General features: G+C 65.3%; 6 protein-coding genes. All 6 read left to right on the top strand.

Annotated features, from left to right (window positions below; translation table 11 throughout):
* Positions 1-33 precede the first annotated feature (33 nt).
* The 6 genes from ACO056_RS10935 to ACO056_RS10910 all read left to right on the top strand — a co-directional run bounded on the left by ACO056_RS10935 (position 34) and on the right by ACO056_RS10910 (position 16027).
* Positions 34-2238 carry a TonB-dependent receptor gene (locus tag ACO056_RS10935; protein ID WP_421846607.1) on the top strand — a complete coding sequence of 735 codons (2205 nt, stop codon included), beginning with the start codon at positions 34-36 and terminating at the stop codon, positions 2236-2238.
* A 56-nt stretch (positions 2239-2294) separates the two neighbouring features.
* On the top strand, positions 2295-3698 hold the full coding sequence (locus ACO056_RS10930; protein ID WP_421846605.1) for an aldehyde dehydrogenase family protein: 1404 nt from the start codon (positions 2295-2297) through the stop codon (positions 3696-3698).
* Positions 3695-5329, top strand: coding sequence for an AMP-binding protein (locus ACO056_RS10925; protein WP_421846603.1), 1635 nt, complete (start codon positions 3695-3697; stop codon positions 5327-5329). The genes ACO056_RS10930 and ACO056_RS10925 overlap by 4 nt, the downstream gene beginning before the upstream one ends.
* 455 nt (positions 5330-5784) lie before the next feature.
* A complete protein-coding gene (locus ACO056_RS10920) occupies positions 5785-11265 on the top strand; it encodes an AMP-binding protein (protein ID WP_421846601.1) in 5481 nt (1826 codons plus the stop codon).
* Between the two features lie 122 nt (positions 11266-11387).
* Entirely contained in the window at positions 11388-15098 is a 3711-nt protein-coding gene (locus ACO056_RS10915; protein WP_421846599.1) for an SDR family NAD(P)-dependent oxidoreductase, read from the top strand.
* A complete protein-coding gene (locus tag ACO056_RS10910; protein WP_421846597.1) occupies positions 15095-16027 on the top strand; it encodes an acetyl-CoA carboxylase carboxyltransferase subunit alpha in 933 nt (310 codons plus the stop codon). Before ACO056_RS10915 ends, ACO056_RS10910 begins: the two co-directional genes overlap by 4 nt.
* The last annotated feature ends 3 nt before the right edge of the window (positions 16028-16030 follow it).

The raw sequence follows: 16030 nt of genomic DNA, 5'->3' as shown, positions 1-16030 counted from the left end.
CAGAGCAGTTAGAAAAGAAGCGAGGGAATGAACATGAGGACCGTCTTTCTTTCCAGCGCCGCGCTGGCCGCCTTCCTTGCGGCGCAGCCGGCCCTGGCCCAGCAGGCCGCACAGGCCACGACCGGTACGGATGCCGAAAGCACCGGCGAGATCGTCGTGACAGCGGCCAAGCGTTCGGAAAACCTGCAGGCCGTGCCGATCTCGATCTCGGCCATCGGCGGCGATGCGCTGGCCAAGGCGCGCGTGACCAGCGTCGACAGCCTCGTCACCAAAGTCGCCAACCTGCAGATCAGTTCGACCGTGGGCGACAATACACCGATCTTCGCGCTGCGCGGCGTCTCGATGTCGGACTACAGCCTCAACCAATCGAGCCCGGTCGCGACGTATTACGACGAAGTCTACAAGGGCAACTTCGCGTTTCTTGGTATCGCGCTCTACGATATCGAGCGCGTCGAAGTGCTGCGCGGGCCGCAAGGCACGCTCTATGGCAAGAACACCACCGGCGGCGCAGTCAACCTGATCAGCCGCGATGCCAAGCTTGGCGAGACGAACGGTTACGTCAACTTCGGCTATGGCAACTACAACCGCTTCGACGTGAATGGCGCCATCAACGTGCCGCTGGGCGATAAGGCTGCGCTGCGCATCGCGAGCACCTATTCCAAGGGCGACGGCTGGTTCAAGAACGTCAACCCGGGTTTCCCTGATCTTGCCAGCACCGACGAATGGGCCATTCGCGGCACGCTGAAGCTGGAGCCGACGGACGGCGTCAAGATCACCCTGCGCGCCTCGCACAGCTACCAGAAGCCGCAGAACTACGGCATCTTTGCCCAGCCTGAAGCGGTCAACCGCCCGGGCCTCGGCAATTTCCAGATCTCGTCGAATGTGCCCGAGAAGCGCCGCGCCGAGACCAATTCGCTGGCGCTGACTGTCAATGTCGACGTCTCGGATACTCTCGCCGTCACCAGCATCACCAGCTACGACAAGGGCTCGCTGTTCTTCAAGGAAGACACTGACGGCATTTCCGGGCAGGTCCTCGAAGTGCCTTATGGCGACCGGGCCAGCCAGTTCGCGCAGGACTTGCGCCTCACCAGCAACACCGGCGGTCCGTTCGATTTCATTCTCGGCGCCTATTACAACCGCGAGAAGGTCTACAATCAGACCACGCTGGAAGTGCTCAACGGCACTGACGTCAACGGCGATGGCAAGATCGATGCCGCAGACTGCGCCGCCGGCCTGCCGGTTGCCTGCAAGGTGCGCAACCAGTTCGACCAGCTCAAGAAGAGCTTCGCGCTCTACACCGACCTTAAATACAAGCTTTCGGACGCGCTCACCCTGCGCGGCGGCCTGCGCTATACGCACGACGATGGCTCGCAGACCGGGTTCTCTTCGGATGCACTGGGCGTTGATGGCAGCTTCGTCGCCAATCTCATCCCGCTCTCGAACCTGGCGTTCAAGACTGACAACGTCTCGGGCAAGATCGGCCTCGATTACAAGCTGTCGAGCGGCAATTTGCTCTACGCCAGCGTAAGCCGCGGCTACCGCGCGCCGAGCTTCAACGCGCAGGCCTTCTTCGGGAGCTACGAGCTTGGCGTTGCAAAGGCGGAGCAGGTGACTTCCTACGAAGTCGGCGCCAAGACCCAGTTCTGGGACCGCCGCATCACGCTCAACATGGCGGGGTTCTACTACGACTACAAGAACCAGCAGTTCATCAACGTCGATCCGGCAACCGCGGCGCAGCAGCTGCTCAACATTCCCAAGTCGCGGCTCTTCGGCGCCGAGGCGGAACTCACGGTGCGCGCCACCGATACCTTCACGTTCCACGGCGGGCTTGGCCTGCTTTCGACGAAGATCAAGACCGGCACGGTGAGCGGCGTCAATGTCAGCGGCAACCGCCTCTCCAACGCGCCGAGCCTGACTTTCAACGCCAGTGTCGACTGGACCGTGCTCAAGGGCGGCTTCGGCTCCATCTCGCTGCATCCAGAGATGTCGTACCAGTCGAGCCAGTTCTTCGAGAACATCAACGTGCCGCGCCTGCGCCAGCCTTCGTACGCGCTTTATGGCGGGCACATCGACTGGACCAGCGCCGACGACCGGTTCTCCGTCTCGGCCTGGGCGCGCAATCTCGGCAACAAGCTCTACTTCACCTCGCGCATCGACCTGCTTTCGGGCTTCGGCTTCGATTACAACCACATCGGCAATCCGCGGATGTATGGCGTGACAGCGGGGGTGAAGTTCTGATCGGCAACTAGCGGCGGGAGGAGCCGGAAAAAGGCTTCCCCGCCCGGGAGAGGACCATGGCTGATTACAAGCTGCTCATCGGCGGGAAGCTCGTCGATGGTGACATGACGATGGACGTCATCAATCCGGCGACCGGCGAGACATTCGCCGTGGTGCCGCGCGCTTCGGTGCGGCAGGCCGACGCGGCGATTGCCGCCGCAAAGGCAGCCCAGCCCGCGTGGGGTGGGCTCGGTTTCGCCGAGCGGAGCGCAAAGCTCAACGAACTGGCCGATGCAATCGTGGCGCGCCGGGACGAGTTTGCCCGCATCCTCACGCAGGAACAGGGCAAGCCGCTTCCCGAAGCGCTTGGTGAAGTGGCGTGGACCGAAGGGTTCCTGCGCCACTACGCCACGCTCGATCTGCCCGACCGCGTGATCCAGGATGACGCGGCCGGCTACATCGCGGTCAAGCACCGGCCGCTCGGGGTCGTCGTCGGGATCATCGCGTGGAATTTCCCGCTGCTGGTCGCGTGCTGGAAGATTGGCCCGGCGGTCCTTGCGGGGAATGCCATCGTGCTCAAGCCGGCGCCGACCACCCCGGTCACCGCTCTGCTGCTGGGCGAGCTTTGCCGCGAGATCTTCCCGGCCGGCATCGTCAACATCCTCACCGATGCCAACGACCTTGGCCCGCACCTCACCGCGCACCCCGATGTCGCCAAGATCGGCTTCACCGGCTCGACCGCCACCGGCAAGCGGATCGCCGCAAGCGGGGCGGACACGCTCAAGCGCATCACGCTGGAATTGGGCGGCAACGATCCCGCGATCATTCTGGACGACGTCGATGTGAAGGAAACTGCAGCGGCGATTTTCGGCAATGCTTTCCTCAATTGCGGGCAGGTCTGCCTTGCGATCAAGCGCGCCTATGTCCACGCCGATATCTACGACACGATGTGTGCCGAACTCGCACGGCTGGCTGAAGAAGCCATCGTCGGTGACGGGCTGGAACAGGGCACCCAGATCGGCCCGATCCAGAACGCGGCCCAGTTCGAGAAGGTCAAAGGCTTTCTCGATGCTGCCCGGGCCGAGGGCTCGATCGTCGCCGGGGGCAAGGCGCTGGAACGCGCCGGCTACTTCATCGCGCCCACCATCGTGCGTGACGTGACCGATGGCGCGAAGATCGTCGACGAGGAGCAATTCGGCCCGATCCTGCCGCTGGTGAAGTTCGACAATGTCGAAGATGTCATCGCTCGCGCCAATGCCTCGGAATATGGCCTAGGCGGTTCGGTCTGGTCGAAGGACGTGCAGCGCGCGAGCGAGATCGCCTCACGCATCGAAAGCGGTCAGGTCTGGGTCAACCAGCATATTGCCATCGGGCCGCACATTCCCATGGCGGGCTTCAAGCAGTCCGGCCTCGGCGTCGAGCAATCGGTCGAGGGCCTTGCCGAATACACCCAGGTTCAGGTCATCAACGTCAAGCGATGAGCATGCTGTCCTATGCCAGGGGGCAGACTGACACGCCCCTGCTCGATACGACGATCGGCGAGGCCCTGCGCCAGGCGGCATCGCGCTGGCCGCAAGGCCTTGCGCTCGCCTCGCGCCACCAGGGCCTGCGCTACAGCTGGAGCGAGCTCGACGCTGCGGTGGACCGCGTCGCGACGGGGCTGCTGCAGCTGGGTGTCGCGGCAGGCGACCGGGTCGGCATCTGGGGACCCAACTGCGCGGAATGGACCCTGATCCAGTTCGCCACCGCGCGGATTGGTGCGATCCTCGTGACGATCAATCCGGCCTACCGGGCGAGCGAAGTCGAGTATGCGCTGAACAAGGTCGAATGCAGCGTGCTCGTCACCGCGGTGCGTTTCAAGACCAGCGAGTACCTTGCCATGCTGCGCGAGATCGGAGCGGAGCGGCTGCCTCATCTGCGGCATATCATCACCATCGGCGCAGAAACGCACGAAGGTTTCCTGCCATGGCATAAGCTCGAAATCCCGGCCGATGCGGACGCACTTGCCGCTGCGGGCGCTGGCCTCGGGCCCGATGACGCGATCAATATCCAGTTCACCAGCGGAACCACCGGCTTTCCCAAGGGCGCCACGCTGACGCACCGCAATATCCTGAACAACGGCTATTTCACAGCACAGACCATCGCGCTGACCGTGGCAGACCGGATCTGCATTCCGGTGCCGCTCTACCACTGCTTCGGCATGGTACTGGGCAACCTTGCCGCCCTCACCAGCGGCGCGGCGATGGTCTATCCCGGCGAGGCGTTCGATCCCGCTGCTGTGCTCGACGCTGTCGCGGCGGAAGGCTGCACCGCGCTCTACGGCGTACCGACCATGTTCATCGCGGTACTGGGCCAGCCCGCGCTGGACAGCACCGATGTATCGAGCTTGCGTACCGGCATCATGGCCGGCTCACCCTGCCCCGTCACCGTGATGCGGCAGGTGATTGACCGGCTCGGCATGCGCGAAGTCACCATCGGCTACGGGATGACCGAGACGAGCCCGCTCACGACCCAGACCGCGCGCGATGATCCGCTCGAGGAACGCGTCGGCACCGTCGGGCGCGTCCACCCGCATGCGGAGGCGAAGATCGTCAGCCCGGACGGGCAGACCGTGCCCATAGGCGAACAGGGCGAATACTGCGCGCGCGGCTATGCCGTCATGCTCGGCTACTGGGACGATCCAGCCAAGACCGCCGAGGCGATCGACGCGGAAGGCTGGATGCATTCAGGCGATCTCGCGACGATGGATGCCAGGGGTTATGTCCGCATCACCGGCCGTATCAAGGACATGATCATCCGCGGCGGCGAAAACATCTACCCGCGCGAGATCGAGGAGTTCCTCCTCACCCACCCGCACGTGGCCGATGCGCAAGTCTTCGGCGTCAGCGACGAGCGCTATGGCGAGGAAGTCTGCGCCTGGGTAATCGCCCGTGCCGGGGCCTCGCTCGGACCGGACGACATACTCGCGCACTGCCGCGGGAGCATCGCGCACTACAAGGTTCCGCGCCACGTTCGCGTGGTTGAAAGCTTCGCCATGACTGTCACCGGAAAGGCGCAGAAGTTCGAGATGCGGCGGATGATGGAAGCCGAACTGCGGATCGCGGCGGGCTGATTGCGCCTTAAATGTGCGACTCTGCTGCAACAGACGGCGTAATTCACTCGGCTCGTCGCACATGCCCCAAGGGGCATTTATTCAGGTCCGGAACGAACCGAACGCATCGATTCCGGTGCAGGAACGGGCGCTCATGATTCCTGTTGCCGGATCAATGCAAAGTTACATTCGGGATGAAATTGTGCCAGTTATCCTGTGGATAACACCTGGAACGGGCTTTGCCGGCGCTCTCGCACTATGAACCTGAACGGTTAAATTTATGCCGTGAGCGCGAACCACTCTACCAGAAATCTCCATTTCGGGCATAGTGCGAGAAACAAACGATATTTCCCATAAAGTCCGATTTTTCGCAGTTTCTTGCGGGTTACCGCTCTGTGGGGTGAGGATATTGCCAAGACTTCGTCGTTGAGGCTCCCTCTGTTTCTGAACACCAAAAAGGGAGAGGCGATTCGGTCATGACCGAGGGCCATGTCATCGAGAGGGCCCCGCAGGCCGAAATCAATCCCGTGCGTACCCGCGCGGATTGGGAAGCCATGCGCGCTGCCGCACTCGCGGATCCCGGCGCGTTTCACGGTGATATCGCGTCGCGGCGGATCCACTGGTTCGTCGCCAACTGCGGGCCGGATGGTGCCTGGCTGACGAAGACCGATGCCGGTGCATGGACAGGATGGGATGCCGCCACCGCCGCCCCCGTCACGCCGGAACTCCCGGCGACCTTCGCGCCCTGGACCAAGGCGTTCGACGACAGCAATCCGCCGCACTGGCGCTGGTTCACCGGTGCGCGGACCAATGCCGCGTTCAACGAGATCGACCGTCATGTCCTTTCGGGACACGGCGCCGAAGCCGCGCTGATCTTCGAAGGCGACCGCTGGGACATGGCGGCGGACGGCGGGCGCGGCGCGCCAGTCGATACATTTTCCGTAAGCCGCAAGCGCCTGCTGCTGGAAGTCGCCAAGTGCGCCGTCGCGCTTGAAGCATTGGGCCTCAAGGCGGGCGACCGCATTGCGCTCAACATGCCGAGCATCGTGCCGCAGATCTTCTGGACCGAAGCGGCAAAGCGTCTCGGGATCGTCTACACCGCCGTGTTCGGCGGCTTCAGCGACAAGACCCTTTCGGACCGCATTGCGGACGCCGGTGCGCGCGTCATCGTCACCTCGGACGGCAGCTATCGCAACGCGCAGGTTGCCGCGTTCAAGACCGCGTATACCGACCCCGCGCTCGACAACTATGTGCCGGTTTCGACCGCGCTTGCCGTGCTGGCCGCGACCGACCTCGGCCTTGACGCGGCTGATGCTGCCGTCATCACCGATACCGTCGCAGAAACGCTGGCCGGCGAAGTTACGGTCGAACGCTCCGACGTCATGCGCGGGGTTGGCCGTGCTCTGATCAAGCTCGGCGAATCCGGCCGGATCGGCACCAGCGACGCTGCCCGCGTGCGGCTTGCCATTGCCTCAAGCCTCGTCACCCTGCCGCCGCGCGTCGATACCGTCATCGTCGTGCGCCACACCGCGCAGCCCGATATCGTATGGCGCACCGAGCGCGACCGGTGGAGCCACGAGCTGACCGACGCAGCGCTGGAGACGATCCTCGAGAAGGCGGGCGTCGCCAGCGAAGACGCGCTGATGGCGCTGCCTGACGCAGAATTCGTTCGCGCGATCTGGGCGAGCTCGAAGCCGTTGCCCGTTGATTCCGAATATCCGCTGTTCTTCATTTATACCTCAGGCTCGACCGGAAAGCCCAAGGGCATCGTCCACGTCCACGGCGGCTACACCGCCGGCATCGCGGACTCGATGCAGGTCGCGTTCGATGCGCGGCCCGGCGACACGATCTTCGTCGTCGCCGATCCGGGCTGGATCACCGGGCAGAGCTACCAGATCTCCGGCTCGCTGCTTTCGCGCGTCACCACGGTCGTGTCCGAAGGCTCGCCCGTATTCCCGCATGCGGGCCGCTTCGCCTCAATGATCGAGCGCCACAAGGTCACGATCTTCAAGGCGGGCGTGACCTTCCTCAAGTCGATCATGTCCGATCCGTCGAACCTGGCAGACGTGCAGCGCTACGACATGAGCCACTTGCGGGTGGCGACGTTCTGCGCCGAACCGACCTCGCCGTCCGTGCAGGCTTTCGGCATGGAGCATGTGACCCGGCAGTACATCAACAGCTACTGGGCGACCGAGCACGGCGGCATTGCCTGGACACATTTCTACGGCAACGCTGACTATCCGCTGAAGGCAGATGCCCACGCCTTCCCGCTGCCGTGGATCGTCGGCGAAGTCTGGGTGGAAGACGAAAACGCCAGCCCCGGAGCCGCGCCCTTCACCCGCTCAGGCAGCGAAGGCGTCAGCTGGCGCCGCGCCGCTCCCGGCGAAAAGGGCGAGATCGTCATTGCCGCCCCCTACCCCTATCTCGCGCGCACGATCTGGGGCGATGTGGAGAACTTCCGCGTCAAGGATGGCAGCGTGCTGGGCGATTGGCGCGGGGATGCCGGCCGCTGGGAATCCGGCTACTGGAGCCGCTGGCAGGGCGCCTGGGCCTATACCCAGGGCGATTTCGCCATCGCGCATGAAGACGGCTCGTTCTCGTTCCACGGCCGCTCGGATGACGTCATCAACGTCTCGGGCCACCGCATGGGCACCGAGGAAATCGAAGGCGCGGTCCTGCGCGACAAGGCGCTCGATCCCAATTCGCCGGTCGGCAACGTCCTTGTCGTCGGCGCGCCGCACCGCGAAAAGGGGCTGACCCCGCTGGCGTTTGTGGTCCCCGTGGCGGGCCGCAAGCTCACCGAGGAAGACCGCCAGCGCCTGTTCAACCTCGTCCGAACCGAAAAGGGCGCGGTTGCGGTTCCGGCCGATTTCATCGAGGTCAGCCAGTTCCCCGAAACCCGCTCGGGCAAATACATGCGCCGCATGGTCCGCGCTCTGGTGGAGGGCGGCGAGCTGGGTGACGTCACCACCTTGCGCAACCCGGAAAGCCTGACCGAACTCAAGACCGCGATCGACGCGTGGCAGCGCCAGCAGCGCCTGAGCGAGGAGCAATCGCTGTTCGAGCGCTATCGCTACTTCCTGATCCAGTACAACGCTGTCGCCCCCGGCAAGCGCGTCGCCACCGTCACCGTCACCAACCCGCCGGTCAACGCACTCAACGAACGCGCGATCGACGAGCTGGTGATCGTGGTCGAGCATCTCAGCCGCAAGGACGATGTCGTCGCGGTGGTCTTCACGGGCGAAGGCACTTCCTCGTTCGTCGCGGGCGCTGATATCCGGCAGATGCTGGAGGAAATCCACAGCCACGACGAGGCGCTGGTGCTGCCGAACAACGCGCAGCTCGCCTTCCGCAAGATCGAGCTGATGGGCAAGCCCTGCATCGCGGCGGTCCAGGGCGTTGCGCTCGGCGGCGGCATGGAATTTGCGCTCGCCTGCCACGTCCGTGTGGCAGAAACCACAGCGCGCTTCGGCCAGCCCGAAATTCGCCTGCGCCTGCTTCCGGGCTATGGCGGCACGCAGCGCCTGCCGCGCCTCCTGGCAGACCGAAACGGCGCGACTGGCGTGCGTGATGCGCTCGACCTCATCCTCGGCGGACGCAGCATCGATGCGGCGCAGGCCCATGAGATCGGCCTCGTCGATGCGCTCGCCGATGGCCACCGCGATGCGCTGGCCGAAGCGCACGCGATGGTGCGCGATTGGGTGAAGCGCGGGGCGGACAGCCCACTCGGCAAGGCCTTCGCCGCGCGCGAGGAAGCGACCGTGCTGTGGGACGAGCCTTCCACTGTCGAACTCGATGCGGTGCTTCAGGACGATTTCCTGCAGCGCATCCTGCGCCAGCTCGATTGGGCGGGACGGGGGCCTGCAGGCACTCGCGCGCTCGATGCCGTGCGCACCGGCCTTGCTTCGGGCATGTCCGCCGGTCTCGCGCGCGAGGCGGCGCTGTTTGCCGAGGCGATCATCGATCCCGAGGGCGGCAAGACCGGTATCCGCCAGTTCATGGACAAGGTCGCGCCCCCACTCCCCGTGCGCCGCGACGGCGTGTGGATCGACGCCGAGCATGAGACCCGCGCCGCCGCGCTGGAAGCGAACGGCGATCTGCTTCTCGTTGGTGCGCCGTTCTACCCCGGCGTCACCGCTATCCCGCCATACCAGTACGCGTTCGGCATTGCCCGCGATCCCGATACCGGCGCCCCCCGCTTCGGTCCGCCCGCGACGCATGAGCGCGAACTGATCGTGAAGGTGCCCGAGCCAGCGCCCAACGAAGCGCTGCTCTACATGCTGACCAGCGAGGTCAACTTCAACGATATCTGGGCGCTTACCGGCATCCCCGTCTCGCCCTTCGACAGCCACGAGGAAGACGTCCAGATCACCGGCTCGGGCGGCATCGCGCTCGTCGCCGCACTCGGCAGCGAGACGCGCGCCGAGGGCCGCGTGAAGGTCGGCGATCTGGTCACGGTCTATTCGGGCACCAACGATCTGCTCTCGCCCGCGGTCGGCAACGATCCGATGTATGCCGATTTCTCCATCCAGGGCTACGAAACCGAGACGGGCAGCCACGCCCAGTTCCTCACCGTGCAGGCACCGCAGATGCACAAGGTCCCGCCGAACCTGACGCTGGAGCAGGCGGGCAGCTATGTGCTCAATCTCGGCACGATCTCGCGCTGCCTGTTCACCACGCTGCAGATCGCGCCGGGCCGCACGCTGTTCGTCGAAGGTGCTGCCACCGGCACCGGGCTCGATGCGCTGCGCTCCTCGGTGCGCACCGGCCTGCAGGTCACGGGCCTCGTTTCCAGCCCGGACCGCGCCGCGTTCATCACCGGCCAGCAGGGCGCGGTCGGCGCGATCAACCGCAAGGACCCGCGCTTCGCCGATCTCTACACCACGGTGCCCGAAGACGCGGTAGAAGCCCGCGCATGGGAAGCAGCAGGCGCTTCGCTGGTAGAGGAATACAAGGCACTCAATGGCGGCAAGCTGGCGGACTATGTTGTCAGCCACGCCGGCGAGACGGCCTTCCCGCGCAGCTTCCAGCTCCTTGCCGAGGGCGGCACGCTGGCGTTCTACGGTGCCTCGTCGGGCTATCACTTCAGCTTCATGGGCAAGCCCGGCAAGGCGAGCCCCGAAGAGATGCTGCGCCGTGCCGCGCTGCGCGGCGGCGAAGCGGTGCTGATCTACTACGGCCCCGGCTCGGATGCGCTGCTCGACGACATGGGCCTCGAAATCATCGAGGCCGCGCGCCGCTTCAACGCGCGCAGCGTTGTCGCCACCACGACCGATGGCCAGCGCGAGTTCCTTGGTTCGCTAGGGCTGGAGGACGCCATCGAAGGCATCGTCAGCCTCGAATCCATCCGCCGGCGCGAGGGGGACAACTTCCTCTGGCCCGACACGATGCCGCGCCTGCCCGATGCCAAAGTCGATATCGAAGTCTTCAAGGCCGCCGTGCGCGATTATCAGGACCGCGTGATGAAGCCGTTCGGCTCGGCCATCGGCAAGATCCTGCGTTCGCCCGATAATCCGCGCGGCGCGCCCGATCTGGTGTTCGAGCGGACCGGCCAGGACACGCTCGGTGTTTCGACCTCGCTGGTGAAGCCCTTCACCGGCCGCGTCGTCTTCGCCGAAGACTGCGAAGGCAGCCGCTTCACCTTCTACGCGCCGCAAGTCTGGACCCGCCAGCGCAAGATCCTCATGCCTACCGCCGCGATCCTCGGCACGCACCTGTGCAATGCCTTCGAAGTCGCGCGCATGAACGACATGATCGCGGCCGGCCTCCTCGAAGTGACCGAGCCCGAAGTCGTCGCATGGGACGGCCTCCCCGAAGCGCACCAGTCGATGTGGGACAATCGCCATTCCGGTGCGACTTACGTCGTCAATCATGCCCTTCCCGCCATGGGCATGCGCAGCCGTGACGCGCTGCTCGAAGCCTGGGCTGTCCAGTCAGCGGAGGGCGCGCATGAGTAGCAGACCACAGCGATCGAACGCGCCGCACTAGCGCGGCACCCACCTCCCGGCTGCCCTCCCCAGGCCCATTACCACCTCAAACCGGCGCGCAGATCCACGCGCGCATTATTCAGGAGAGTGACATGGCCAAGGCAAAGACTATCGCCCCCGCGCCGCTCGAAGCGCCCGCAGGCACACCGGCGACAACCGGCCGGCTCGCCGGCAAGATCGCCCTCGTCACGGGCGCCGCCGGCAACCTCGGCGGCTATATCGTGCGGCACTATCTTGCCGAAGGCGCCACCGTGGTGATGACCGGGCGCACCGAAACGCGCCTCGAAGCCGCTGCCGAAGCGATGCGCGCGGCGAGCGGCGTCGATGCCTCGCGCCTTGCCACGGTCATTCTCGATGGCGGCAATCCGCAGTCCGTGCGCGACGGCGTGGCCGATGTGGTCAGCCGCTTTGGCCGCATCGACATTCTCGTCAACAACGCGGGTTCGGCCGGTCCCAAGCAGCCGATCGAGCAGCTTCCGTTTGACGAGGGGGAGCTAGCCGCTCTGCAGAAGCGCGGTTCCACCGATACGGAGACCGTTCCGGCAGCGATGCGCAACATCTTCGGTGTCGCGTGGAACCTTGCCCGCACGGTTGCCGCAGCGATGCCCGAGGGCGGCTCGATCATCAACGTCTCGACGATCTTCTCGCGCACGCCCTACTACGCGCGTGCGGCCTATGTCGTCCCCAAGGCGGCGATGAATGCGTGGTCGCGCGAGCTTTCGCTAGAGCTTGGCCCCCGCGGCATCCGCGTCAATCTCGTCTTCCCCGGCCCGATCGAAAGCGAGCGGATCCGCACCGTGTTCGCTGCGATGGACACCATGCGCGGCGACGAGCAGGGCACCACCGCGAACACGTTCTTCGACATGATGTCGCTGGAGCGCAGTACCGGCGGCGCGCCCAAGGCCAAGACGTTCCCGGTTCCGGACGATATCGCGACGACCTGCGTGTTCCTCGGCAGCGACGAATCTGCTGCCTACAACGGCCACGATTTCGAAGTCACTCACGGCATGACCGTGCGCAAGGAAGAGCGCTCGACCTACCTCGCCCGCCCCACCATGCGCTCGATGGACGGCGCGGGCCTCGCCATTCTCATCGCCGCTGGTGAAGGCTGGGAGGAAGCGCTCGAGATCGCCAGGATCCAGATCAACTGCGGCACCAATGTCCTCCTCGGCGTGCCGCGCCAGGCCGACGTCGCCATCGCGCAGGCGCGCGCCAAGGCGGAAGGGATCGGGGACGCGCTCACTATCGTGCGCTTCAACCGGACCGAACCCGCCACCATCGAGGCCGCGCTGGCCGCCTATACCGAAAGCAACTCGCCGATCACCGGTGCGATCTTCATGCCGGTGTTCGGCCCGGGCGAGTTCGGCGGCCGCCTCGTCGATGCCGAGGACGACATGATCGACACCTTCATGGATGTCGAACTCGTCGGCGCCATGGCCCTTGCCCGCACGCTCAGCCGCTACTGGAAGCGCCAGGGCTCGCTGCTGCAGCCGCCCCGGTTCATCTTCATGTCGAACGCCAGCGACGGCAAGGACAACGTCTACGCCAACGTGCTGCGCGCCGCGATCGAGCAGCTCATCCGCATCTGGCGCGACGAGAGCGAGATCGACGTGGCCCATGGCCGCCGCCGTCAGGGCGAATGGGGCAACCAGATCGTGCGCTTCAGCAATGCGGAAAGCGAGAACACCCGCTTTGCCGCCGGGCACGCCGCGCGCGTGCTGATCAAGGAAAGCAAGATCGCCGAAGTCACGCTCTACGTGCCGCGCAGCATTGGCGAGGCGACGGGCGCGCGCAAGGCGATGGCGGGCTTCAGCGAGAACATCACCGGCCTCCACCTTGGCAAGGTCGCGCTCATCACCGGCGGTTCGGCAGGCATCGGCGGCCAGGTCGCGCGCCTGCTCGCGCTCGCTGGCGGCAAGGTGATGATGGTCGCCCGGCGGGAAAGCGAACTCGCGGTGGCCCGCGCGCGCATCGTCAGCGAGCTTGAGGACATCGGCTTTGCCGGGGTCGAACGCCGCGTGCAGACCATGGCCGGCATGGACGTCAGCAATCTCGATAGCCTCAAGGCCGCCGTGGATGCCACGATCAAGGCCTTCGGACGGATCGACTACCTGATCAACAACGCCGGCGTTGCGGGCGCGGAAGAGATGGTCGTCGACATGAGCCTCGATGCCTGGAACTACACGCTCGACGCGAACCTCATTTCGAACTTCACGCTGATGCACCACGTGGTGCCAATCATGAAGGCGCAAGGCTCGGGCTACGTGCTCAACGTCTCGTCCTACTTCGGCGGCGAAAAGTACCTCGCGGTCGCCTATCCCAACCGCGCCGACTATGCCGCGTCCAAGTCCGGCCAGCGCGCGATGGTCGAATCGATGGCGCGCTACCTCGGGCCCGAAGTGCAGTTCAACGCGATTGCCCCCGGCCCCGTCGATGGCGACCGCCTGGCCGGAACCGGCGGCAAGCCCGGCCTGTTCGAACGGCGCGGCAAGCTGATCCTTGCCAACAAGCGCCTCAACGCGATCCATGCCGCGGCGGTGAAGTCGCTCCGGCGCGGGGTGCGGGTCGAGGCACTGCTCGGCCGCCTTGCCCGCAACGATACCGTCCGCATGTCGCACGATACCAACAACCCGCGCGAGATCCGCGAGCTGGCGTTGGCCTGCGCGCGCGAGGGCGACGGCGTGTGCACCTGGGACCGGTATCTGATGACGCCGGATATCGCCGCCAAGCTCGTCGCGCGCCTGCGCGGCGCCGGCTACTTCCTCGATTCTCCGGAATGGAGCGAGCGGCCCGATACGTCTGAGGCAAACCGGGATTGGCTGCTCAAGGCCCCGCCCGAGGACGAACCCTTCCTCCCTGGTGACAAGATCGCGGTGGAGGCCAAGAAAGTCGGCACTGGCGTGCTTTCGCAGCTCTTCCTCGGCAAGATGCCGACCGAGACCGACGTGGCGCAGGCGACGGTGTTCTTCCTCGCCGACCGTGCCGTCTCGGGCGAGACGTTCATGCCATCGGGCGGCCTCAGCGTCGAACGTTCAACCACCGAGCGCGAACTGTTTGGCAGCCCGAAGCAGGAACGGCTCGACCAGATGCGCGGCCGCACCGTGTGGATGATCGGGGAACACCTCACCGACTACCTCGCGGAAACGGCGCGTCAGTTCATCGCCGATTGCCATGTCGCGCGTGTGGTGATGATGACCGGCACCGAGGGCGCGTTCACCGCGCTCAAGGATCAGCTCGACGATATCGAGAACCCGCCGCTCGAATATGTCGGGCTGGACGGCGGTATCGAAGCCGCGATGGACGAGGCGATCCGCCGTTGGGGCCACCCCACCACGATCGTCTCCACCCCCATGCAGCCGCTGCCGACCCGGCTGTTCGCCACTGACGCGCTGCTGACGCCGGAGGAATTCCGCGCGCTGGTGGCGGACAATCTGACCAATCACTTCCGCGTCGCTCGCAAGGCCTCGCTCTATGATGATTGCCAGCTTGTCCTCGTCTCGCCCGATGTGCCGATGGGTGACAAGAGCCCGGCCTTCGCGCTGGCCAACTTCATCAAGACGACGCTGCACTCGTTCACCGCCACGCTGGCCGTGGAGAACGAGCGCCTTGTCCACGGCGCGCCGGTCAACCAGATCAACCTCACCCGCCGTGTCCGTTCGGAAGAGCCGCGCGATCTTGATGAGCATATCGAGGAAGTCCGCCGCTTTGCCCGCGCCGTGCTCCTCGTCGGCACCCCCCTCCCGGATGCCGAGGATTCGCGCTATCGTGCGCGCATCTATCGCGGGATGTCGATGACGGTTTGATGGAATACTTATCGTTCGAAAAGCCGGTCGAAGCCCTCGCGAAGCGCGCTGCCGCGCTCCGCGAGGCGGGGGAGAGTGAGGCCGAGGCCCTGATGCTTGACGAGCGGGCACACCGCCAGCTCGGCGATATCTACGCGCGGCTGACCCCGTGGCAGCGCACGCAAGTCGCCCGGCATCCGTCGCGACCGCACTTCGTCCACTATGTGCAAGGCTTGTTCGAAGACTTCCTGCCGCTGGGCGGTGACCGGCTCTATGGCAACGATCAAGCCATCATCGGGGGTTTTGCGCGGCTTGGCGGGCGCCCGGTCATGGTGATCGGCCATGCCAAGGGCGAAGATACGACCTCGCGCCTCCGGCACAATTTCGGCATGGCGCGGCCCGAAGGCTATCGCAAGGCGATCCGCCTGATGGATATGGCCGACCGGTTCGGCCTGCCGGTCATCACGCTGGTCGATACCCCCGGCGCCTTTCCCGGAGTCGATGCCGAAGCGCGCGGACAGGCCGAAGCCATCGCGCGCAGCACCGAGAAATGCCTTGAGATCGGCGTGCCGCTGGTCGCGGTGATCGTCGGCGAAGGCGGCTCGGGCGGCGCGGTGGCGCTCGCAAGCGCCAATCGCGTGCTGATGCTGGAGCATGCAGTCTATTCGGTCATTTCGCCGGAAGGCTGCGCCTCGATCCTCTGGCGCGGTGCAGACCGCGCGCCCGATGCGGCCGAAGCCATGAAGATGACCGCGCCCGATCTCATGCAACTCGGCGTGATCCACAAGGTGATCTACGAACCCGTGGGCGGGGCGCACCGCAACCATGCCGAGACGATCAAGCGCCTCGGCACCGCACTGCGCAACGAATTGCAGGATCTGACCTCAATGACCGCCGAGGAACTGCGCGCCGACCGCTGGTCGTTCTTCATGAAACTGGGTTCGATCTGAGAG

The sequence above is a fragment of the Novosphingobium sp. genome (genome assembly GCF_965228995.1).
In the GTDB taxonomy this organism is placed as follows: domain Bacteria; phylum Pseudomonadota; class Alphaproteobacteria; order Sphingomonadales; family Sphingomonadaceae; genus Novosphingobium.
The sequence above is the reverse complement of the archived record's forward strand: the minus strand, read 5'-3'. Positions and strand labels throughout refer to the sequence as shown.

Excerpts from the sequence above, each read along its gene's own strand:
- ACO056_RS10935 (WP_421846607.1), top strand. The coding sequence starts at position 34 with ATGAGGACCGTCTTTCTTTCCAGCGCCGCGCTGGCCGCCTTCCTTGCG.
- ACO056_RS10930 (WP_421846605.1), top strand. The coding sequence starts at position 2,295 with ATGGCTGATTACAAGCTGCTCATCGGCGGGAAGCTCGTCGATGGTGAC.
- ACO056_RS10925 (WP_421846603.1), top strand. The coding sequence starts at position 3,695 with ATGAGCATGCTGTCCTATGCCAGGGGGCAGACTGACACGCCCCTGCTC.
- ACO056_RS10920 (WP_421846601.1), top strand. The coding sequence starts at position 5,785 with ATGACCGAGGGCCATGTCATCGAGAGGGCCCCGCAGGCCGAAATCAAT.
- ACO056_RS10915 (WP_421846599.1), top strand. The coding sequence starts at position 11,388 with ATGGCCAAGGCAAAGACTATCGCCCCCGCGCCGCTCGAAGCGCCCGCA.